This is a genomic window from Bradyrhizobium genosp. L, assembly GCF_015624485.1.
Taxonomy (GTDB): domain Bacteria; phylum Pseudomonadota; class Alphaproteobacteria; order Rhizobiales; family Xanthobacteraceae; genus Bradyrhizobium.
Genome location: NZ_CP061378.1, coordinates 3,545,757 through 3,566,388 on the forward strand (window position 1 = coordinate 3,545,757; position 20,632 = coordinate 3,566,388).

The 20,632-nt window shown below is 66.2% G+C and carries 20 protein-coding genes; 17 read left to right on the top strand and 3 right to left on the bottom strand.

Features of this window, described 5'->3' with window-relative positions:
* Positions 1-284: 284 nt before the first annotated feature.
* The 3 genes from IC762_RS16535 to IC762_RS16545 all read left to right on the top strand — a co-directional run bounded on the left by IC762_RS16535 (position 285) and on the right by IC762_RS16545 (position 5,922).
* Entirely contained in the window at positions 285-2,498 is a 2,214-nt protein-coding gene (locus tag IC762_RS16535) for a tetratricopeptide repeat protein (protein WP_195789823.1), read from the top strand.
* 62 nt (positions 2,499-2,560) lie between these two features.
* Complete coding sequence (locus IC762_RS16540; protein WP_195789824.1) at positions 2,561-5,014, top strand: tetratricopeptide repeat protein; 2,454 nt, start codon at positions 2,561-2,563, stop codon at positions 5,012-5,014.
* Between the two features lie 275 nt (positions 5,015-5,289).
* The gene (locus IC762_RS16545; protein ID WP_195789825.1) at positions 5,290-5,922 is read left to right on the top strand and encodes an RNA polymerase sigma factor; all 633 of its coding nucleotides are present in this window, start codon (positions 5,290-5,292) and stop codon (positions 5,920-5,922) included.
* A gap of 93 nt (positions 5,923-6,015) precedes the next feature.
* On the opposite strand, the gene IC762_RS16550 is transcribed toward IC762_RS16545, so the two are convergent.
* Positions 6,016-6,582, bottom strand: a complete 567-nt coding sequence (locus IC762_RS16550) for a prepilin peptidase (protein ID WP_246801593.1) — start codon at positions 6,580-6,582, stop codon at positions 6,016-6,018.
* Between the two features lie 122 nt (positions 6,583-6,704).
* On the opposite strand from IC762_RS16550, the gene IC762_RS16555 reads away from it, so the two are divergent.
* From IC762_RS16555 to IC762_RS16600, 10 genes are all read left to right on the top strand, one after another.
* Entirely contained in the window at positions 6,705-8,399 is a 1,695-nt protein-coding gene (locus IC762_RS16555) for a GspE/PulE family protein (protein WP_195789827.1), read from the top strand.
* A gap of 7 nt (positions 8,400-8,406) precedes the next feature.
* Positions 8,407-9,612 carry a type II secretion system F family protein gene (locus tag IC762_RS16560; RefSeq protein WP_195789828.1) on the top strand — a complete coding sequence of 402 codons (1,206 nt, stop codon included), beginning with the start codon at positions 8,407-8,409 and terminating at the stop codon, positions 9,610-9,612.
* A gap of 8 nt (positions 9,613-9,620) precedes the next feature.
* Positions 9,621-10,070: a prepilin-type N-terminal cleavage/methylation domain-containing protein gene (locus tag IC762_RS16565; protein WP_195789829.1), complete on the top strand. Its 450-nt coding sequence runs from the start codon at positions 9,621-9,623 to the stop codon at positions 10,068-10,070.
* Positions 10,051-10,524 (top strand): prepilin-type N-terminal cleavage/methylation domain-containing protein, encoded by a 474-nt coding sequence (locus tag IC762_RS16570; protein ID WP_195789830.1) that lies wholly within the window; start codon positions 10,051-10,053, stop codon positions 10,522-10,524. The genes IC762_RS16565 and IC762_RS16570 overlap by 20 nt, the downstream gene beginning before the upstream one ends.
* Entirely contained in the window at positions 10,521-11,300 is a 780-nt protein-coding gene (locus IC762_RS16575; protein WP_195789831.1) for a PulJ/GspJ family protein, read from the top strand. Before IC762_RS16570 ends, IC762_RS16575 begins: the two co-directional genes overlap by 4 nt.
* Positions 11,297-12,259: a general secretion pathway protein GspK gene (locus tag IC762_RS16580; RefSeq protein WP_195789832.1), complete on the top strand. Its 963-nt coding sequence runs from the start codon at positions 11,297-11,299 to the stop codon at positions 12,257-12,259. Before IC762_RS16575 ends, IC762_RS16580 begins: the two co-directional genes overlap by 4 nt.
* Positions 12,259-13,305, top strand: a complete 1,047-nt coding sequence (locus IC762_RS16585; protein ID WP_195789833.1) for a PilN domain-containing protein — start codon at positions 12,259-12,261, stop codon at positions 13,303-13,305. The genes IC762_RS16580 and IC762_RS16585 overlap by 1 nt, the downstream gene beginning before the upstream one ends.
* A 3-nt stretch (positions 13,306-13,308) precedes the next feature.
* Positions 13,309-13,887, top strand: a complete 579-nt coding sequence (gene gspM / locus IC762_RS16590) for a type II secretion system protein GspM (protein ID WP_195789834.1) — start codon at positions 13,309-13,311, stop codon at positions 13,885-13,887.
* Between the two features lie 173 nt (positions 13,888-14,060).
* Entirely contained in the window at positions 14,061-14,444 is a 384-nt protein-coding gene (locus IC762_RS16595) for a hypothetical protein (RefSeq protein ID WP_195789835.1), read from the top strand.
* A gap of 1 nt (position 14,445) precedes the next feature.
* The gene (locus IC762_RS16600) at positions 14,446-15,393 is read left to right on the top strand and encodes a UDP-glucuronic acid decarboxylase family protein (RefSeq protein ID WP_195789836.1); all 948 of its coding nucleotides are present in this window, start codon (positions 14,446-14,448) and stop codon (positions 15,391-15,393) included.
* Between the two features lie 4 nt (positions 15,394-15,397).
* Here IC762_RS16600 and IC762_RS16605 read toward each other — a convergent pair whose 3' ends face one another.
* Both IC762_RS16605 and IC762_RS16610 read right to left on the bottom strand, forming a co-directional pair.
* The gene (locus IC762_RS16605; RefSeq protein ID WP_195789837.1) at positions 15,398-16,387 is read right to left on the bottom strand and encodes an LLM class flavin-dependent oxidoreductase; all 990 of its coding nucleotides are present in this window, start codon (positions 16,385-16,387) and stop codon (positions 15,398-15,400) included.
* 63 nt (positions 16,388-16,450) lie between these two features.
* Positions 16,451-16,987, bottom strand: coding sequence for a hypothetical protein (locus IC762_RS16610; protein WP_195789838.1), 537 nt, complete (start codon positions 16,985-16,987; stop codon positions 16,451-16,453).
* Between the two features lie 88 nt (positions 16,988-17,075).
* Here IC762_RS16610 and IC762_RS16615 point away from each other — a divergent pair, with 88 nt between their 5' ends.
* The 4 genes from IC762_RS16615 to IC762_RS16630 all read left to right on the top strand — a co-directional run bounded on the left by IC762_RS16615 (position 17,076) and on the right by IC762_RS16630 (position 20,558).
* Entirely contained in the window at positions 17,076-17,675 is a 600-nt protein-coding gene (locus IC762_RS16615; protein WP_195789839.1) for an exopolysaccharide biosynthesis protein, read from the top strand.
* Between the two features lie 76 nt (positions 17,676-17,751).
* Positions 17,752-18,768, top strand: a complete 1,017-nt coding sequence (locus tag IC762_RS16620; RefSeq protein ID WP_195789840.1) for an acyl-CoA desaturase — start codon at positions 17,752-17,754, stop codon at positions 18,766-18,768.
* 106 nt (positions 18,769-18,874) lie between these two features.
* Complete coding sequence (locus tag IC762_RS16625) at positions 18,875-20,086, top strand: ABC transporter substrate-binding protein (protein ID WP_195789841.1); 1,212 nt, start codon at positions 18,875-18,877, stop codon at positions 20,084-20,086.
* A gap of 202 nt (positions 20,087-20,288) precedes the next feature.
* Positions 20,289-20,558 carry a DUF2312 domain-containing protein gene (locus IC762_RS16630; RefSeq protein WP_195789842.1) on the top strand — a complete coding sequence of 90 codons (270 nt, stop codon included), beginning with the start codon at positions 20,289-20,291 and terminating at the stop codon, positions 20,556-20,558.
* The last annotated feature ends 74 nt before the right edge of the window (positions 20,559-20,632 follow it).

Genomic DNA, 20,632 nt, shown 5'->3' on the forward strand with positions numbered 1-20,632 from the left:
TTATTTTGCCAGACTCTTCATGAATCCTTGTTCGATTCCAAGAAGAAGACAAATATCTCGCATATCGACGTCATGTCGTTGCCGCCGGTGATGGTCTTCACACCTGATAGACAACTCGACCTTTGGCTAAACGCAGAGATTATTTTCAGCGGTCATCCGAAATAGTACTTGGCAATACGACGCGAGATGATCTATGGACTGCAGGTCTATCGACGTCTCGCTCAACGAGCGATCTGAGATAGATACAATCTGCGCGCGATCTTCTGCCAAGCGGGGCCTCCCACATGGAAGACAATTCGAGCGGGCGACTTGCGATTCGCGTGGAGCATAGCGGCCATGCAATTCTGGCGCGGCCAACGCCGCAACCATTCGCAATTGGACGCGAAGAGCTTCCATCGTCGAACCTGAGGCGGGCGCAGGACCTGCATCAGCAGGGTGTCGCGCATGCGCGGCAGGATCGCTGGCGCCCGGCACTGCGCGCATTCAATGAGGCGGTGCGGCTGGCGCCCGAGCAAGCCGGCTTCAACTACTGCAAGGGCGTGGCGCTGTGCCGGTTCGACCGCTTCGACGATGCGCGCGAGGCGTTCATGGCGGAACTCAGGGTGACGCCGACCCATGCGCCGGCGCTCGCCGAGATCGGCACCTGCCTGGCACGCACCGGGCGCACGCGTGACGGCATCCCCTATCTCCAGGAAGGCCTGCGGCTGATGCCCAACATGCCGCTGGCCCGGCACAGCCTCGGCATTGCATTGCTCACCGAGAACCGGCGCAGCGAGGCGATCGAGGCGCTCGACAAATTGATCGCGCTCGATGCCGCCTATGTGGAGGCCTACCGCACCCGCGGCCTGGCCTATGTGATGGACGGCAAGTTCGACCTGGCGGTCGACGACCTCCGTGCCGCCTCCACCCTCGACAGCCAGAACTACAAGGCGATCCTCGAGCTCGGCATGAATTTCGGCGCGGCCGCGCGCGAGCAGCAGGCGGCGCGGCTGTTCGAGCTCGCCGCCGACAGCGCACCCGGCGTCGCCCTGCCGCAATATCTCTACGGCCACTTCCTGATCAATCACCGCCAGTTCGAGCGCGGGCTCGGCTATGTCGACCGTGCGCTCGCCATCGATCCGCTGCGCGCCGAACATCACGTGGCGCGGGGCTTCGGGGTGCTCGGGCAGGGGCGCGTCGAGGATGCCGTCGCCGCCTATCGGCGCGCCGGCGAGCTCGATCCTGCAAACGCCGCGATCGCCGGGACGCTGCTGTTCGCGCTCCAGCACAAGCCCGGCGTCACCCGCGAGGAGCTGTTGCGCGAGCACAGGCGCTGGGCGACGCTCTATCGTCCCGACGCGCCGATGGATCGGCTGGCCTTTCCGAACCTGCCGGATCCGACACGCAGGCCGCGGCTTGGCCTGGTGTCGGCCGACCTGCATCGCCACGCGGTGTCGTTCCTGGTGCTGCGTGCGTTCGAAGCGCTTGCTCCGCTTGGGTATGAGATCTGCTGCTACAAGACCGACAGCAAGCGGCTCGATGACGATTTCAGCGAACGCTACAAGGAAATTTCGCTCTCCTGGCGCGACGTGTCCGGAATGGACGATCTGGCGCTGGGGCGGCAGATCCGCGACGATCGCATCGATGTGCTGTTCGATCTCTCGGGCCACACCGCGGGCGGCCGGCTCTCTTTGTTTGCCGCGCGCACGGCGCCGATCCAGCTCGGCTGGGCCGGCTATGTCGGCACCGTCGGGCTCGACACCTATGACGGCCTGATCGCCGACCCCGTGGAGATCCCACCGGAGCACGATGCGACCTATGTCGAGCGGCCGATCCGCTTGCCGGATTGCTACGTCTGTTATCAGCCGCCCGAGAAGGCCCCCGAGGTGCCGCCGCTGCCGAGCTTGAATGGCGGCCGCTTCACCTTCGGCTGCTTCAACCGCCCCGCCAAGCTCAACGGCGAAGTCGGCAAGGCCTGGGCTCGCATTCTCGCGCAGGTCCCGAATTCGCGCATTCTGATGGTCTATGGCGGTCTCGGCGAGGCAAGCACGCGCGAGGCGATCTATCGCGTGCTCGGCGAGGGCGGCGTGCCGGCCGAGCGCGTCGAACTGGTGGGTGAAGCCGAGCAGCCGAAGCTGCTTCAGGCCTATGGCGAGGTCGACATTGCGCTGGATCCATTTCCCTATTCGGCGGGCGTGACCACGCTCGAGGCGATGTGGATGGGCGTCCCGACCGTGACCTTCGTCGGCGACACCTTCGCCGGCCGTCACTCGGCGGCCCATCTGACGGCTGCCGGGTTGGGCGGCTTCTGCACGCACAGCATCGACGATTATGTCGCGATGGCCGTCGGCTGGACGCATCGCCGCGAGGAGCTCGCTGAGCTGCGCGGCGGCCTGCGCGATCGCATCGCTGCCTCGCCGCTGTGCGATCCGCCGCGCTTCGCCGATAATTTGTCGCGCGAATTGATGCGGCTGTGGACCGAATGGTGCGCGGCGCGCACCGCGCGCGACGCGGCGTAGACGAGATCAGCGCCGCGACGGCCGAAGCAGGCGTGGACAAGCCAGGGGCAAGGACCGCATCGATGTCGAAAGCAGCGATCAGCGAGGCGCAGGCGGTGCGCGCCGGCCTGTCCATGTTGAACCAGGCTCCGTCGGAACGGCGCGTGGAGTTCGTCCAGACCATCGTCAACCGTGCGCTGGCGCTGCTGCGCGAAGGCCAGCTCGACAGCGCCGAGGTGTTGCTCGAAACCATGGAAGGCGAGCCTTTGGTGCGGCAGCGTGTGCTGCACCTTCGCGGCTTGATCGCCCTGCACCGCGACGAGGACGAGCGGGCGCTGGACCTGCTCGAGGAGGCGATCCAGCTCGATCCTTCGGACGGTGAGGCGCACGCCAATCTTGGCGTCCTCCTGCTCAAGGCGCGCCAGCATCCGCAGGCGCTGGCTGCCTATGCGGCCGCCCTGACGCTGCAGCCGGACAATGCGACGGCGCAGCTCGGGATGGCCCGCGCGCTGACGGCAGTGGATCTGACCGATTTCGCCGATGACGCATTCCGCGACCTGCGGGCAAGCGCGCCCGACGACATCAGGTCGGTGGTCGATTTCGCCACCTTGCTGAACGACATGGACCGCAACGACGAGGCCCTGGCGCTGTTGCGCGATGTCCTTGCACGGCATCCGGAACATGCGAACCTGCACACGATGCTGGCGATCTGCCTGTTCACGCGCGGCGACTGGCTGGCGGCCTGGGAAGAATTCGAATGGCGGCTGAAGGAGCCGCAGGTCAGCAAGCATCTGCTGCCGACCGATCGTCCGCAGTGGAAGGGCGAAGATCTCGCCGACAAGACGATCCTGCTGCAATTCGAGCAGGGTTTCGGCGATACCCTGCAATTCGTGCGCTACGCGCCGATGGTCAAGGCGCGCGGTGGTCGCGTGATCCTGCGCGCGCCGGCGTCATTGTTGTCGTTGCTGCGGACCGTCGCCGGCATCGACGCGGTGTTCGATGCAAAGGACGAGACGCCGGCATTCGACGTGCATGCGCCGCTGATGTCGCTTCCGCTGATCTTCGGAACGCAAAGCGAGACGGTTCCCGCCGCGGCTCCCTATGTCACTCCGGATCCGGCGCGCGTCGATCGATGGCGCGAGCGCCTGGGCGTCCACGCCGGGGCGTCCGTCGGCCTCGTCTGGCAAGGCAATCCGTCACACGCCTACGACTGGCGCCGCTCGCTTCCGCTTGATCGGCTGCGGCCTTTGCTCGATTGCCCGGGCGCGCGCTTCGTCAGCTTGCAAGTCGGCGCCGGACAGAATCAGGTGACGGAATTCGACGATGGCATCCTCAATGTCGGGCCGGAGATCGACACCGCGACCTTCGCCGATGCCGCGGCGATCATCGCCAACCTCGATCTCGTGATCACCATCGACAGCGCGATCGCGCACCTGGCCGGCGCGATGGGCAAGCCGGTCTGGATCCTGCTCGCCAGGGGCAACGATTGGCGCTGGCTCAAGGGCCGCGACGACACCCCCTGGTATCCGCAGGCACGGCTATTCCGGCAACGCAATCCGGGCGACTGGTCCGAAGTGATCCGGCAGCTTTGCTCGGCGCTGTGGTCGTTCGTCAGCGCCGCTGCGTCGCCGGAGCAGGAGAAGAAGGCCGCCGATCCTGTGCTCGCCGCGGCAACGGCAATGGCGACGCCGCGGTCCGTCGTGGAACCGGTGCTCTGCGACGCGCTATTCGTCGAGGCTTGCCGTCATCACAGAGCAGGCAATCTCGATCGCGCGCGGAAGATGTTCGAGCAGATTCTCGTGTTCGATCCCCGACACGTCAACACGCTGTGCAATCTCGGCGCGCTCGAGCTCGACACAGGCCATGGCGCGCGCGCGCTCCAACGGCTGCGGATCGCCGTGGAACTGGCGCCCGACCTGGTCCCGGTGCGGATCGGGCTTGCCGAGGCATTGATGGACGCCGGACGAACCGAACAGGCGCTCGCTCAGTACGCCAAGGCGATCGAACTCGCACCGCAGAATACCGGCGTGCATGTGGCCTACGCGACGGCGTTGCGAAAGCTCGGCGTCAACGGGCCGACAGGCATGCATGCCGACATGGTGAGGCGTCTGATCCATCAACATTACCGCAAGGCACTCGAACTCGCGCCCCGCGACGACGCGGCGCATGCCCAGTATGCACTTGCGCTGTGCGCGTTCGGCGATCTCGACGACGCCATGAACCACTTCATGGTGGCGACCAAGATCAATCAGCAGCAATCGTCGGAATTCTACGAAGCGCTCGGCCGCGCTTGTGCGACGCGCGGCAACGCGCAGGGCGCGGAGATCAGCCTGAAGCACGCCGTTTCGCTCGATCCGCAGCGCGCGACCGCGCATTGCGCGCTCGGCGATCTCTATCTCTCGGTCGAGCGTCCCGACGATGCGGAAACCAGTTTTCGCAAGGCGCTGACCATCGACGCAGAAAGTGCGGCAGCTCGGCAGGGAATCGAACGTGCGCAAACCTCGCTGCGAACCATGGCCGTCAGCGGAATGGCGTGACATGCGTGGCGTCGCGAGCGATCGCAGTCATGCTCGCGCAGAACGTTGCGCTGACGACGGAACTCGCCGGGCTGCGATCGTCGCGACGATCAGCGCAGTGTCATCACCGCTCGCCAAGTGCAGCAGAAATCAAATGTGTGTCATCGGTTGGTGCGAGGTGTGTCCCGAAGTAAGCACGCGTTGTGGTTTCATTGCTGTGTCATTAACAGCAGCTAGAAACGCCGCGACCGGATGGAAGCGTTTCAGATGCTGCGGTTGGGGATGGGGTCCCTGCAATGAGCGACACCACTCGAGCGGCGTTGCTCACGCTCCTCGTCGCAAGCTACGACGATCTCAAACAACGTTTGACGCGGCGGACCGGATCCGCCGATCTCGCCAACGAAGCCCTGCAGGATACCTTTCTGCGCTTGAGCAATGCGGATGGCATCGGACCGGTTCGCGATCTCCAGGCATATCTGTTCCGCGTCGCGATGAGCGCGATCAGCAACCGCCGCGTCGCAGAGCGGCGTCGTCGCACGGTGCGCGAGCCGGATCCGCTGTTCGATTTTCCGGACGAGACGCCCGGCCCGGACAGGATCATCGAGGCGCGATCGGAGATCGACGCGCTCAAGCGTTCGATCCAGGAATTGCCGACCCGTCGCCGGGAGATCTTCATGGCGATATGCGTTGACGAGGCGCCACTCAGAAACGTCGCGGAGCGCTTCGGCGTCAGCGTGCGCACGGTGCAGGTCGAGCTCAAGCAGGCGCTGGCGCATTGTGCGGTCTATCTCGATCGCAATGGGCGGATGTCCGGAGTTGCATTCCGCCGCAGAAGCCCGTTCGGCCAGCGCGATCTCGCAACGCGCGTTCGGTCGGGCGACGAGGATACGGTGCTGGCGCATCGAGTGCCGTTGAGCGACGGCAGGTGAGATGCGATGGAAGCGTACGCACACACCGCCGGAACTGTCGAGACGACCCGGCCGCGCCGCGCGCGCGAGCGGCGCCGCGTGCATCAGGCGCGTTCAGTACCAGGCCGTCTGCAGTCGCACGACGTAGTCGACCAGCCAGAGGGCCGGACACAGGAAGGCGCCGAACGGCAGCCTCGTCGTCCGCTCGACGGAATGGTCGCGCAGCCGGGCGAGCAGCACGGCGACCAGGGCCGCGCAACTGGCCAATCCGAAACACAAGGGAACAGCGTCGAGCGGGAGCCAGGCACCGATCGCGGCTGCGAGCTTGACGTCGCCGAGACCGATTCCTTCGCGCTGTCGCAGCCATTGGTAAATCCAGCGCAGCAGCCAGAGCCCTGCACCGACCAGGATGGAACCAGTCAATGCGGTGACGAACGCGCTCCAGCGATCGAACGGGTCGAGCACCGTCGCCGCAATCAGTCCGGCGAGCACGGCGCCTCCGGTGACGGCGTCCGGAAGCAAATAGTGGCGCGCATCGATATCGGCGCCCGCAACCATCAATGTGCCGAGAACGGTCGAGGCCAGGGCCTGCGGCCATGGCAACGTCGCCGCGCACAGCAGCGCGATGGTCGCAAACCCGCAAGCCAGCACGATGCGGTTGGGAAACAGCGTGTCCGGCATTGCATCGTCATCGGCGGGTCCGTCGATCGTCATTCTCGTCTCATATCACTTCGCGCTGTGGGCGGGCCATCGATGCCGCCCGTGTCGAGCGGGACTCTGCCATGGTAGCGCGGGAAAGCAATATGGCTGCGACGTCGGCCGTGCCGCCGATCGATTTCATGGCATATCTCGCCGGCAAGGGCGCGTTGCGCGACGGCAAGGACGACGGTGCCGGTCGTGGTCGCAACGCGGACGGATCGGCCGGCAGCGTCGATTGGAGCGCGGTCACGAAGCTCACGCCGTCCGCGCTGGCTGACGAACTGGCCAGTTTCTACCGGTGCGACCGGGTCCGCCGCGACGATCTGGTGGATGGACGCTTCGCTGGCAGCGAGATGTCGACGCGGTTCCTCAAGGAAGAGCGGCTGTTTCCCTACGAGAGCACGGCTGGAGCGTTGCATCTTGCCGTGGCCGCGCCGGTGGACCGTGAAACGTTGCGGGCGGTCGAGCTCGTGCTGCGCCGATCGATCGCACTCGCGGTGGCGACCGTCGATGATCTGGAGGCCGCACTTTCGCTGCGGCTGGAGCCCGATCGGCAGACCGACGCCGCGCCTGAAGCCGGCACCGGGGCGGGGGAGGACAACCTCGACAATCTGCGCGATCTCGCGCGCGGTGCGCCGGTGGTGCGGGCGCTCGACGATCTCCTGCGCCTGGCGGTGGAGCAGCGCGCGACCGATCTGCATATCGAGCCGGCCGGCAATGTGTTGCAGGTTCGGCTGCGCGTCGACGGCATGCTCAAGCACGTGCCGGCCCCGGCGATGAGCATGGCCAAGGGAATTCTCTCGCGCCTCAAGATCATGGCCGGTCTCAACATCACCGAGCGCCGTTTGGCGCAGGACGGGCGCGCGCACATCGTGGTCGGCGGCAACGAGATCGATCTCCGCGTCGCGACGATGCCGACGATGTACGGTGAATGCGCCGTCATCAGGCTGTTGCGCAAAGGCGCCGGCCTGGTGTCGCTCGACCAGATCGGCCTCAGCGCACGCGACGAGGCGATCCTGCGCAAGGCGTTGCAGGCCCCCTATGGAATGGTCATCGTCACCGGGCCGACCGGGTCGGGCAAGACGACGACGCTCGCGGCGTCGCTTGCGGTGATCAACGAGCCCACCCGCAAGATCCTGACCATCGAGGACCCCGTCGAGTATCAGATTCCGGGCATCACCCAGGCCCAGGTGCATCCGGGCATCGGACTGACGTTCGCATCCGCCCTGCGTTCGTTCATGCGGCTCGATCCCGACGTCATCATGGTGGGCGAAATGCGGGACTCCGAGACCGCCCATATCGGCGTTCATGCGGCGCTGACCGGCCATCTGGTGCTGACGACGCTGCACACCAACACCGCCGCCGGCGCCATCACGCGCATGATCGACATGGGGATCGAGAGCTTCCTGCTGGCGTCGTGCGCGCGGGTGATCGTGGCGCAGCGGCTGGTGCGGATTCTGTGCGACCACTGCAAGGAAAGCTACCGCTTGTCGGCTGCCGATATCGCGGCCGACGACCGCTACACTGCGCTCGGCATCGAGGCGGGGGAGGTGGTCTGCCGGCCCAAGGGGTGTGACTGGTGCAACGTCACCGGCTTCCGCGGCCGCAAGGGCGTGTTCGAGATCATGGAGATCGGCCCGGCGCTGCGACGCTCGATCGGCCCGAAGACCGATGCCTCGGAGCTCGAGGCCGCGGCCCGACGCGAGGGCATGATCTCGATGACCGAGGACGGTGTCACGAAACTGCGCGCCGGGCAGACCACGCTCGACGAAATCTTCCGCCTGACCATGAGCCTGTAGGGCGATCATGCCGCATTATCGCTATCGCGCGTTGACCAAGGCCGGAGAGGTCATTCTCGGCGACGTCGAGGCGCCCTCGCGCGAGGAGGTGCTGCGGCGGATCGAGTATCTCGGCCATCTGCCGGTCGAAGCCGAGATCGCGGGCCGCAAGGCGCTCAGTGCCGGCGTCTCGAGCGGGGGAGCTCCCCGGCAGCGCGAGCTGACGACCTTTCTTCGCCTGCTGGCGCTATTGCTGCGCTCCGGATTGACGCTGGAGGCGGCGCTGCAGACCTTGGAGGAGGACACCAACAAGGCGGTCGCTCGCTTTGCCGGCGGATTGCGCTCGGCGGTTTCGGGCGGCGACGGCTTTGCCGAGGCGCTGGAGCGATACAATCAGATCATCGAGCCGATCTACATCGCGATGGTGCGTGCCGGTGAGGCGTCAGGCAAGCTGGAAGTGGTGTTGCGGGCAATCGTCGAGGACCGGACGCGGCGCGAGCAGCTCTCGCAGCGGATCTCGGGCGCGATCCGCTATCCCATGTTCCTGGTCGGATCGGCCCTGGTCATCCTGTTCTTCTTCCTGCTCTATGTGGTGCCGCAGTTTGAATCGGTGTTCTCCGAGCTGCGCGGAAAACTCAATTCCGGCGCCGCATTCGCGCTCACGATGTCGACCTGGCTGCGCGCCCATCTCAACACCTTCCTCGGCAGCTGCGGCGCGGCGCTGTTGCTGGGTTGGTTGATCCTGCGCCAGCCGGCCGCGCGGGCGTCGCTGATGGCCGTGCTCGGCGCCATCCCCGGCGTGTCCGGGCCGATGCACGACCGCCGGACGGCCCGGTTCATCGGCACGCTCGGGCTTCTGGTCGAGAACGGCGTCGCATTGCCAGCCGCGCTGAAGATCCTGCGCGACATCATGACCGAGCCCCGCTATGCGGCGGCGGTCGAACAGGTGCACGAGCAGGTGCGGAATGGGCGCCGTTTCATCGAGGCGCTCGCCGAGAGCGACCTGGTGCCGCCGCTCGCGGTGCGCATGCTGCGCGTCGGCGACGAGACCGGCGATTTGTCGGCGATCGCGCATCACGCCGCGGAGCTTTATGAGCAACGGCTCGCCATCGGCCTCGACCGGCTGATGGGCGCGATCGGGCCGATCACCATCATCGCGGTCAGCATCGGCATCGGGACGCTGATCGTGTCGATCATGAGCGCGCTGCTCAGCATCACCGAGCTTGCGATGTAGGTGGGCCGATGACGCGAGCGAACGGCAGAGGTTGGTGCGCAGGGTTCACCCTGATCGAGATGATGGCGGTGATGCTGATCATCTCGATGCTGGCGTCGCTGGTGCTGGCCATGATTCCGGGCACCGGGCGCGGTCAGCTGAAGGCATTGACGCTGGAGAGCGCCGCGCTGCTGCGGCGCGAACGGCTCGCCGCGATCCTCTCCGGCGAAAGCCGCCGGGTGTCGCTCGACGGCAGTGCGCGGACGCTGGTCGGGCGCAGCGGGGTGATCGCCATTCCGCGCGACGTCGTGCTCGACGTGGTCGGGGTGGACGAAGTGTGGTCGGGACGCCAGGCGGTCGTCCGGTTCGAACCGGATGGCGCCTCCAGCGGCGCGGTGTTGAAGTTCTCGTGGGAGAATGTGCGCTATGAGGTCGACGTCAACTGGTATAACGGCCGCGTTGCGGTCGACCTGCCGTGAGCCGCGCGCGACGCGCGCCGGGTTCACCCTGATCGAGGCGCTGGTGGCGTTGGCGCTGCTGCTGGCGTTCGTGTCCGTGCTCGGTCCGCATCTGTTTTACGCGCGCCGCATCGCGGACAATATCGATGGTCGCGTCGCGGCCCAGACCTTGCTGCGCACGTTGCTCGATGCGCCGGTCGACCGGTCGCTCGTCGGAGACGGATCGCGTGACGGCGAGACCGGCGGCCTGCGCTGGTCGATCACGGCCGAGCCGATGTTCATCGATGCCATGGTGCCGCCGCCGCAACGCGACGTGCCGGCGGCGGCTGCGGCGGCTGCGGCGGACAAGAAGGCCGAGCCGAACGCCAAGCCTGAGAACTGGATCGCCTTCCATCTGGTCGCGACGGTGTCATGGGCGCCCGGACAGACGATCAGCGCCGATACGCTGCGGCTCGGATCGGGAGCCGAGCAATGACCGCACGCTTTCGCTTCGGGCTGCGTGCGGCGCCCGGTTTCACCTTGATCGAGGTGCTTGCCGCGGTCGCCATCGGCTCCGCCGTGATTGCCGCGACCGCGGCGCTGATCAACAATGTTGCGCTGAATTTCGATCGCAGGACCGGGCTTGCGGGACGGACGGACCAGTTGCTGCTCGCTGTCGACCGCCTCGCGGCGGACCTTGGATCGGCGCGTCAGGTGCAGCAGTCCAGCGCCGGCAGCGATGCGACGGCAGCCTTCAACGGCGATGCCACCGAGGTGAAGTTCATCACCGGCAGCGGCGCAACCGGTGGGAGCCTGGGCGAGGAGGTGGTCAGCCTGCAGGTCGAGGAGACCGACGGTGTCAACTGCCTGGTCCGGCGCCGCGCGAAATGGCGCGGGCAACGCACGCCGTTTGCGAGCGTCGCGCTGCAGGACCCGGTCCGCCTGATCGAAGGGCAGGTCGATATCGGCTTTGCATTTGCAAGCCCGGGTCCAGACGGGACGATGGCGTGGAGCGAGACGTGGAGCGGGAAGCCGTCCCTGCCGCGGCTGGTGCGACTGACGATCCGGGATCGCGCGAGCGGGGCTGATCTCCTGCCCGGCCTTCAGTTCGCCGTGCGCGCCGACGCACCGATCGCCTGCGCGCAGCCGGGCGCCAATGCCAAATGCGTCACCGGAGGCAAGTCCGACCCGTCGCCGCAGACCGCAGCGGCAAAGGACGCACCGGCAAAGGATGCGGCGGCAACGGACACGGCTGAAGGAGCACGCCAATGAGCAGCCGACGTACGCAACGTGGAATGGTTCTGCTCGCCGTGCTGTGGGCGATTGCGCTGTGCTCCGCGCTCGCCATGGCGACGTCGACGACGTTTCGCAGCCTCGCGGGGATCGTGCGGATCGATCGCGACCGGGTGCAGGCCGATGGGCTGACGACTGCGGGGATCGAGGCCGCCGCCGGCATTGTCGCGTCGCTGCATGACGCGCCGCTGACCGAGCGTGGCACCACCCTGACATTTCCGACCGGCTCGGTCCGTATCACCGTGAGCGACGAGGGCGGCCGCATCGACATCGGCCGGGCGCCGGTCGAGCTGTTGGCGTCACTGCTGCGCGATGTCGGTGCTGATGACGACGGTGCCGGCACGATGGCGCAGCGGATCGTCGCGCTCCGCGAAAAGGAAGGGCAGCCGCGGCCCGGTGATGCGCAGCAGAAGCCGAACGATGCGCAAGCGCAGCCGAACGATGCGGCGAAGTCGCAGGCCTCGGCGGACAAGCCTGACCAGCAGGCCGCGCCGGCGGCGTCGCCGTTCACCGACATCGCGCAGCTTGCGAGCGTTCCCGGCATGCAGCCGGAATGGATGGCCGCGATGGCGCCGATGATCACGGTGTTCGGCAGCGAGACCGTCAATCCGCTCACCGCGCCGGTTGCGGTGCTGCGGGCGTTGCCGTCCTTCGATGCCGCGCGGCTCGACAGCTTCCTCGAGATGCGCAGCGCGCGGCTGGCCGATCCCGAACGTCTCGGCTTCGTCCTTGGCGCGGCGCAGAAATATCTGAAGGTTCAAGCGCGACATGTCGTTGCAGTCGACCTCGTCGCCAGCACCACCGATGGCTACACCGCCGCCGCCAAGGCCTTCATCGTGCTGCTGCCCGAGGACAAGCAGCCGTATCGGGTCGTGGCCTGGACCCCGGTCTCGCCATTCGTCAGGGCAGGCGCCATGGCCTCGCTGGAGGCGCGCTAGTGAATATCGATGTGATCATGCGGCGTTGGATCGAGATCCTGGCTCAGCTGTGGTTGGGTTGGCAGGAGCGGCGCCGCGCCCGGCAGTGGATGAGGATCCGCAGCGACGGCGACGAATGGATCGTCGAGGACGCCAAGGGGGCGGTCAGGACGACGCCCGGTGCCGGCGCCGCGTTGCCGGATGAGATCCTCCGCGCCGCGCAGAAATCCTTCGTCGTTCTGCAGCTTCCCGCCGCCGATATCGTCTCGCGGGCGATGACCGTTCCGGCGCAGGCGCGGGACCTGCTCTCCGGCATCGTGCGCAATCAGTTCGAGCGGCTGTATCCGTGGCGGGCGAGCCAGGCCGCTTATGGCTTCGATGCCGTGGCCGGCGACGACCCGAACGTCCTCAATGTGCAGGTCCTTGCCACCTCGCGCGCCACGCTCGACGAGGCGTGCGGCGCGCTCGGCGTGCTGGGCTTGCGGGTCGACCGTGTCGTGGCGTGCGGCGGCCGCGCGGATGCAGCGCCTGAGATCACGCTGTGGTCCCGCCTTGCGGATGCGACCGACACCAGCCTGTCGCGGACACGCAGGACGATCGGCGGCCTGATGGCCGCGGCGGTCGGCGTGACCATCGTCGTGAACGTCTGGGCTTTCATGAGCGCGGCGTCCGCGGACAGCGAAAGCGACGAGGTCGGTGCGCGCATTGCGGCCCTGCAACGTCAGATCAAGGGCGCCTCCTCGCGCGCGCAGATCGCAGCGCTCCCCCCCGCCGAACGGGCGCAGGCCATGAAGGAAACCTCGCCGGTCGCGGTGGTCGTGGTCGAGGCACTGTCGCGCGCGCTTCCCGAGACGTCCTACCTGACGGAGCTGAACATGGATGGCCCGACCTTGCGCCTCGTCGGCCTGGCCGGCGACGCGCCGGCGCTGATCGCGCCGCTCGAACAGTCCGGGCACTTCAAGGATGTGCATTTCTTCGCGCCCACGACGCGCAATGCCGATGGCGGCCATTTCGTGTTTCACATCGAGGCGCGCGTCGAGCCGCACCTTGCGATCGATGGAGAGTGACCGGTGCTGAAAACGAAGCTCAATTTCATTCTCAAGCTCGATTTCGACCGCGATCAGGGCCTCGCGGTCGGGGCGTTCTGCGCGCTGCTGCTCGTCTGCGTGATCGCGATCGCGGGCGCGTTGCAGGCGAGGTCCAGTGCGGTCGCGCACCTCGCCGAGCAGCATGATGAGTTGGCGGCGCTGCAGGCGCGATCGCACCCGGCCGCCAATCGCGGCGCGCAGGCGCAAAACCGCGCCGCGCCGGCGACCGCCTTCCTGGATGCGCCGACCAGCGGCCTCGCCGCCGCGCAATTCCAGACCTACCTGTCCGACCTCGCCACCGGGCAGCACGCCGTCGTGGTCTCCTCCGGGGCTCCGGCTGATCGCGACGACAAGAGCGACGCGATCAAGCTGCAGATCTCGCTGAACGCCACGCTGCCGGCGCTGCAAGCCTTGCTCTATCGCCTCGAAAGCGGCGCGCCCTACGTCTTCGTCGACGCGTTGTTGATGCAGATGGGGGGATCCGGCGATCGCGCCGCCGCCGATCCGGTCCTGAAAGTCAATCTCACCGTGCACGCCTTCTGGCGTCGCAAGACCGCATGAGGCACGCCGTGCAGCCGATCACCTCGCGTCCCCGACGGGACAATCACAACGAGCAACGCCACAAAACTGCAAGACGCCGATGCTATGCTTTGCCGGCGGCAGAGACTGCGATGAAGCCAAGCAGCGCGTCACCCCACATGCACAGATCCTGTCGAAGGCTCGTTGCGATCGTGATGGCGGCGATGCTGTCCACGGCAGCGCACGCCGCCGAATTCACCATCGTCAATGCGTCCAACACGCCGCTCGAGCATCTCTACGTGTCGCCGTGCGGGGCCGGGCATTGGGGACCGGACCAGTTCGCAGGCGCCTTGCCGCCTTCGCGGTTCTTCACGGTCTCGAGCTTGGTTCCGGGCTGCTACGACATTCAATTTGTGGTTGCTCCCTGGAATAATTGTGTCATCGCCGGCGCCTCGCTCCGCCGCAACAGCGTCTGGAAGGTCACGCAGTGGACGGTGTTCGGCTCGCAGAGCGGCGATTGCTCGCACATCGCAGGCTACGTGCCCGCCGGTCGGCACCCCTGGATCTGGCAACCAAGCTCAGACATGAAGAGAGAGTGACGTGGCAAAAGTGTTGGTGACCGGCGGCGCCGGCTTTCTTGGCTCGCATCTGTGCGAGCGGCTGATGGATCAGGGCCACGACGTGCTGTGCGTGGACAATTACTTCACCGGCAGCAGGGCCAATATCGCGCACCTGATCGGCAGCTCCCGGTTCGAGATGATGCGTCACGACGTGACGTTTCCGCTCTATGTCGAGGTCGACCAGATCTACAATCTGGCGTGCCCGGCCTCGCCGATCCATTACCAGTTCGATCCGGTGCAGACCACCAAGACCAGCGTGCACGGCGCCATCAACATGCTCGGGCTCGCCAAGCGCGTGAAGGCGCGGATCCTGCAGGCGTCGACATCGGAAGTGTACGGCGATCCCGAAGTCCATCCGCAGGTCGAATCCTATTGGGGCCACGTCAATCCGGTCGGACGGCGGTCCTGCTACGACGAAGGCAAGCGCTGCGCCGAGACGCTGTTCTTCGACTATTGGCGCCAGCACGGCCTGAAGATCAAGGTGGTCAGGATCTTCAACACCTACGGCCCGCGCATGCATCCCAATGACGGCCGCGTGGTGTCGAACTTCATCGTGCAGGCATTGGCGGGGCAGGACATCACCATCTACGGCGATGGCCGCCAGACCCGCAGCTTCTGCTATGTCGACGACCTGATCGAGGCCATGATCCGGACCATGAACACGCCGGACGATTTCACCGGCCCGATCAACATCGGCAATCCCCGCGAATTCACCATCCGCGAGCTCGCCGAGCAGGTGATCGCGCTGACGGGAGCGCGCAGCAGGCTGGTGTTCGAGCCGTTGCCGTCGGACGATCCGCGGCAGCGCCAGCCGGATATCTCGCTGGCGCGCGCGGTGCTCGGCTGGGAGCCGACCATTCAGCTCGGCGAGGGGCTGGAGCGGACGATCGACTATTTCCGCGGCCAGTTGCGGGCCGCGGCGGAATAGCGGATCAGGCCGCGATCCCGGCGGCGCCGGCGATCAGCTCGAACGATCGCAGCCGCTTCTGGTGATCGTAGACGTCCGACACCACCATCAGCTCGTCGGCGCCGGTCTCCGTAACAAGCGCATCGATGCCGGCGCGAACCGTCTCGGGCGAACCGACGATGGAGCGCGCGAGCATCCGCATCGCCTGGGCCTTTTCTTGCGGCGACCAGTAGGTCTCGATGTCGTCGATCGGCGGCTGGCTCAGGCCGCGCGCGCCGCGGAAGATATTCGCAAACGACATCTGCTGCGTCGTCGCCAACCGGCGCGCTTCGTCGTCGGTCTCGGCGGCGACGATGTTGACGCCGACCATCGTGGTGGGACGATCGAGCTGCTCCGAGGGCTTGAAGCGCGCGCGATAGATCTGCAGCGCCTGGATCAGCAGCTCGGGCGCGAAATGCGAGGCGAAGGCGTAGGGCAGCCCGAGCTCGGCGGCGAGCATCGCGCCGAAGTTGCTCGATCCGAGAATCCACAGCGGCACGTCGGTGCCGGCGGCCGGCACCGCCTGGATGCGCTGGTTGGGACCGGCCGCCGCCAGGAAGGCCTGCACCTCGAGCACGTCCTGCGGAAAATTCTCGGCCGCTTCGGGCGTGCGGCGGAGCGCGCGCAGCGTGAGCTGATCCGTCCCCGGCGCGCGGCCGAGCCCGAGGTCGATGCGATCCGGGAACAGCCGCGCCAGCGTGCCGAACTGTTCGGCGATGACATAGGGCGCATGGTTCGGCAGCATGATGCCGCCGGCGCCGACGCGGATGGTCTTGGTGCCGGCTGCGATATGCCCGATCACGACCGCCGTCGCGGCGCTGGCGATGCCGGCCATGTTGTGGTGCTCCGCCACCCAGATGCGGCGATAGCCGAGGCGCTCGGCATGAACGGCGACGTCGCGCGCATTGTAGAGCGCGCCGCGCGCATCGGTATCCTGGGTGACGCGGACGAGATCGAGGATGGAGAGTGCGGGCACGGGGGCTTCCGGATCGGGAGGGGCGAAGACGTCAGCCCGATATGGATACGCCCGTGGTTCGGCTCAATGGGCCGTGGTGCTCGGGGCCGCGTTCAGCGGCGCGCCGCCGGTCGAAATCGGACCCGATGGCTTGGGCGCCCGAATCGGCGGCCGTCGCGGCGGCCTCGGCGCGGCTTGCGCGACCGGCGCACGCGGCGGCTCGGCCGCAGCCGCAGCTGGCGGTGGTGCGGCAGCCGGAGCGGGGCCCTGCATCGCGTCGACCTTCGACGTCAGGGCCGCCAATTGGTCGACGATGGTCTTCAGCTGCTCCTGCTGGTCGGCCACTGACCGACTAAGCGCGCCGAGGTCGTCCTCGAGCTTCTGCTGCGAGGCGAGCAGGTCCGGCAACGCCTCCTTGTCGCCCGCGACCGCCTTGTCGCCGGACACCGTGTTGCCCAGAGCCGGCACCAGCGGCGCGATCTGGGGCCATGCATAGACGCCCCCGGCGCCGAGGAGGGCCAGAATCACGATCAGCAGGAACCACGGCCAGCGGCGGCGGCGGGCAGGAATCGGGCTTGACGGCGGATGGCCGTACCATGCCTGGTCGGAATCGTTGCTCACCCCTGCTTCCTAATCCGCTTCGGCAGCTGTTGCAATCGATGCCGAGTTTGACCAATTTGCGAGCATGTCCCCTTCGTCCGGAGCCCCATTGGCGCCCAAATCCAGCTCAAGCGCCACCTCCCAACTGCTCGAGGAACTCGTCGCGCAAGCACCGGATGGTCCCGTCGATCTCGAATGGCTGCTCAGCAACCTGGACAGGCGCTCGTTCGGCCTGCTCCTGCTGCTGCTTGGGCTCCTGGTGATCATTCCCGGCGTCGCCACGATCGCGACCGTTGCGCTGCTGTTTCCGGCGGTCGAGATGATGCTCGGCCGCAGCGCGCCGTGGTTTCCGCGCTTCGTGGCGAAGCGGCAGTTCGACTTCAAGCGCTTCAAGCGATTCACCGTCCTGGTCCGCCCGATGCTGCAGGCGATCGAGCGCATCAGCCGGCCGCGCTGGGACGCGCGCCGCGACATGATCGACCGCCTGGTCGGCCTCGTCGTCTTCCTGCTGGCGTTCTCGGCCGGCTGGCCGTTCCCCCTGATCAACGTCATTCCGGGCATGGTGGTGGTGCTGATCGCGATCGCCTATTTGCAGGAGGACGGCCTGCTGCTGGCAATCGGAATGGCGGCGGCGCTCCTCTGCCTGCTCGGACTCGGCTGGACACTCTGGGCATCGGCCGGCGCGGTGATGAGCTGGATGGGGCTGTGAGGGAATTGTTGCCGCGAAGCGACGTGCCGCATGGTACGATGCGCCGCAGATGGGTTCCGTGAATGAAGCAGTTGGAATGACCGAAATTCAGAGCGTGGCGCCGGGCAACGGCGCGGACCGCAAAATGCCCCCGGGTGTCGTCGTTGAAGGTCCGCTGGTCGACGCCAAGTTTCTCGATTCCTACATCGCGTTCCCGATTCTGGTCGTGGGCTCGATCGCGGCGCTGGTCTGGGCCTTCACGCAAGGCATCGGCTGGATCGAGATCTCCGTCTTCCTCGGCACGTTCGCGTTGAGCACGGCCGGCATCGGCTTCATGCATCGCTACTTCGTCCACCGCAGCTTCCGCTGCGGTCCTGTGATGCGGACGTTGCTCGCCATGAATGCCACCATGACGGTGCAGGGCTCGATCCTCAAATGGGTCTCCAATCACCGCCGGCACCATCTTCACGCCGACAGGCCCGGCGACGTCCACAGCCCGTACTATGACGGCGCCGGCAACGATCATCCGAGCTTCCTGAAGGGGATGATGCATGCGCATGGCGGCTGGGTGTGGGACCGGCAGACCACCGATCCCGCCTACTACGCCAGGGATATCCTGGCCGACCCGATCGCGATGTTCTTCACCAGGACCCGCTGGTACTGGGTCGCGGCGTCGGCGGTGCTGATTCCGGGCGCGATCGGCTACGCGCTCGGCGGCGTGCACGCGATGATCGGCTGCGTCCTGTTCTCCGGCCTGCTGCGCAGCTACCTCATGACCATGGCGACCTCGCTGGTCAACTCGGTCTGCCACAGCGACGGCCGCTACGGCTACCGCCGCTTCGAGACCAACGACGGCACGACCAACGAGCTGGTGACCACGTTCCTCACTTTCGGCGAGGGGCTGCACAACAACCATCACCGCTTTCCGCGCGACGCCTATTTGTCGCGCGCCTGGTACGAGATCGACATCAACGGCCTGATCATTCTCGCGCTCGGCAAACTCGGGCTCGTGCACGACATCTTCCTGAGCCCGGTATCTGCCACCGAAGCCGTCGCCGTCGAGGACCCGCGCGAGGCCGCAGCCGACGACCTCGGCCCGTCCGGCGCAAGGTAGATTTGCCGGTCTATCCGGCGCCGCCGCGACTCGACATCTCCCGCCGGCCTGATCATGATCCCGCCCGACGTCGCGGCAAACAGCGGCGCTACGGGAGAGAGACATCATGCGTTGCATCACGCTCGCGGCGATCGCCGCGCTCGGCCTTGTTTCGGCCACGGCCGCATCAGCCGCCGACAAGAAGTACGACACCGGCGCCAGCGATACCGAAATCAAGATCGGGCAGACCATGCCCTACAGCGGCCCGGCCTCGGCCTATGGCACGCAGGGCAGGGCGGAGGCCGCTTACTGGAAGATGATCAACAGCCAGGGCGGCATCAACGGCCGCAAGATCACCTTCCTCAGCATGGACGACGGCTATAGCCCGCCGAAGACGGTGGAGCAGACCCGCAAGCTGGTCGAGCAGGACGAGGTGCTCGCCGATATCGGCTCACTGGGCACGCCGACCAACTCGTCGATCCAGAAATACCTCAACGGCAAGAAGATCCCGCATCTTCTGATCTCCACCGGCGCCTCGAAGTGGAACGATCCGAAGGAATTCCCCTGGACCACGCCGTTCTATCCGCCCTATGCGCAGGAAGCCAAGATCTACGGCAAGTATGTCGTCAAGGAGCTGCCCAACGCGAAGATCGGCGTGATCTATCAGAACGACGATTTCGGCAAGGACTACCTCAAGGGATTCAAGGAGGGCCTCGGCGACAAGGCCAACCTCATCGTCAAGGAGCTGAGCTACGAGGTCACCGATCCCACCATCGATTCCCAGATCGTCAACCTGAAGGCCGCCGGCGCCGACGTGCTGATGACGATCACGACGCCGAAGTTCGGCGCGCAGGCGATCCGCAAGGTCGCCGACCTCGGCTGGAAGCCGACGCATTTCATCGTCTCGGTCGCAAGCTCGATCGGCGGCGTGCTCGAGCCCGCAGGCCTGGATGCCTCCACCGGCCTGATCACGGCGCTGGCGACCAAGGTGGTCGGCGATCCCGCATGGGACGACGACCAGGGCGTCAAGGACTATCTCGCCTTCATGAAGCAGTGGTACCCCGAAGGCAACCCGATCGATGGCAGCAACCAGATCGGCTACCTCTCGGCGCAGTTCACCGCCATCATCCTGAAGAACTGCGGCGACGTGCTGACCCGCGAGAACCTGCTGAAGCAGGCAACCTCCATCAGCAAGGTCTCGCTGCCGCTCTTGCTGCCCGGCATCACGGTCTCGGTGTCGCCGACCAACTACTCGACGTTCGACACGTTCAAGCTCGCGAAGTTCGACGGCAAGACGTGGAAATTCTTCGGCGACAATATCAGCACGGCGGAACGGTGAGGGGCGCGCATTAGCCCCGCTCGTCATGCCCGGGCTTGTCCCGGGCATCCACGTCTTTGGTTCCCTCAGAAAAGAGGACGTGGATGGCCGGGACAAGCCCGGCCATGGCGCGCGGAAGCGTCACCGACGCGGGAGGCGAGGGTTAAGACATTGGTCATCTCTTTGCTTTCATTTTCACGGCCTCATCAAGCAGAGAGGCACCATGTCCGACATCACCATTCCCGGCGGAAAAATTCGTTCCTTCGTCGAGCGGATCGAGAACATCGACGGCGAATTGCAGGAACTGAACGAGCAGAAGAAGGAAGTTTTTTCCGAGGCGAAGGGCGAAGGTTTTGACGTGAAGATCCTCAAGGAGATCATCAAGCTACGCAAACAGGACCAGGATGAGCGCGACGAGCGGGAGTCATTGCTCGATCTCTACATGCGCGCGATGGAGACGGCGCCGGTGGACAAGGCCGCGAAAGCGGCGTGATATTCTTAGTGCGCTTGCTCGCAGGTGAAACGTAGTGCGGGTTAGCGAAGCCTAACCCGCAAGATTGAGAGTGG

What these genes read in the sequence shown, in the direction of transcription:
- IC762_RS16535 (WP_195789823.1), top strand. Translation starts at nt 285, where the DNA reads ATGGAAGACAATTCGAGCGGGCGACTTGCGATTCGCGTGGAGCATAGC.
- IC762_RS16540 (WP_195789824.1), top strand. Translation starts at nt 2,561, where the DNA reads ATGTCGAAAGCAGCGATCAGCGAGGCGCAGGCGGTGCGCGCCGGCCTG.
- IC762_RS16545 (WP_195789825.1), top strand. Translation starts at nt 5,290, where the DNA reads ATGAGCGACACCACTCGAGCGGCGTTGCTCACGCTCCTCGTCGCAAGC.
- IC762_RS16550 (WP_246801593.1), bottom strand. Translation starts at nt 6,582, where the DNA reads ATGCCGGACACGCTGTTTCCCAACCGCATCGTGCTGGCTTGCGGGTTT.
- IC762_RS16555 (WP_195789827.1), top strand. Translation starts at nt 6,705, where the DNA reads ATGGCTGCGACGTCGGCCGTGCCGCCGATCGATTTCATGGCATATCTC.
- IC762_RS16560 (WP_195789828.1), top strand. Translation starts at nt 8,407, where the DNA reads ATGCCGCATTATCGCTATCGCGCGTTGACCAAGGCCGGAGAGGTCATT.
- IC762_RS16565 (WP_195789829.1), top strand. Translation starts at nt 9,621, where the DNA reads ATGACGCGAGCGAACGGCAGAGGTTGGTGCGCAGGGTTCACCCTGATC.
- IC762_RS16575 (WP_195789831.1), top strand. Translation starts at nt 10,521, where the DNA reads ATGACCGCACGCTTTCGCTTCGGGCTGCGTGCGGCGCCCGGTTTCACC.
- IC762_RS16580 (WP_195789832.1), top strand. Translation starts at nt 11,297, where the DNA reads ATGAGCAGCCGACGTACGCAACGTGGAATGGTTCTGCTCGCCGTGCTG.
- IC762_RS16595 (WP_195789835.1), top strand. Translation starts at nt 14,061, where the DNA reads ATGGCGGCGATGCTGTCCACGGCAGCGCACGCCGCCGAATTCACCATC.
- IC762_RS16620 (WP_195789840.1), top strand. Translation starts at nt 17,752, where the DNA reads ATGACCGAAATTCAGAGCGTGGCGCCGGGCAACGGCGCGGACCGCAAA.
- IC762_RS16625 (WP_195789841.1), top strand. Translation starts at nt 18,875, where the DNA reads ATGCGTTGCATCACGCTCGCGGCGATCGCCGCGCTCGGCCTTGTTTCG.
- IC762_RS16630 (WP_195789842.1), top strand. Translation starts at nt 20,289, where the DNA reads ATGTCCGACATCACCATTCCCGGCGGAAAAATTCGTTCCTTCGTCGAG.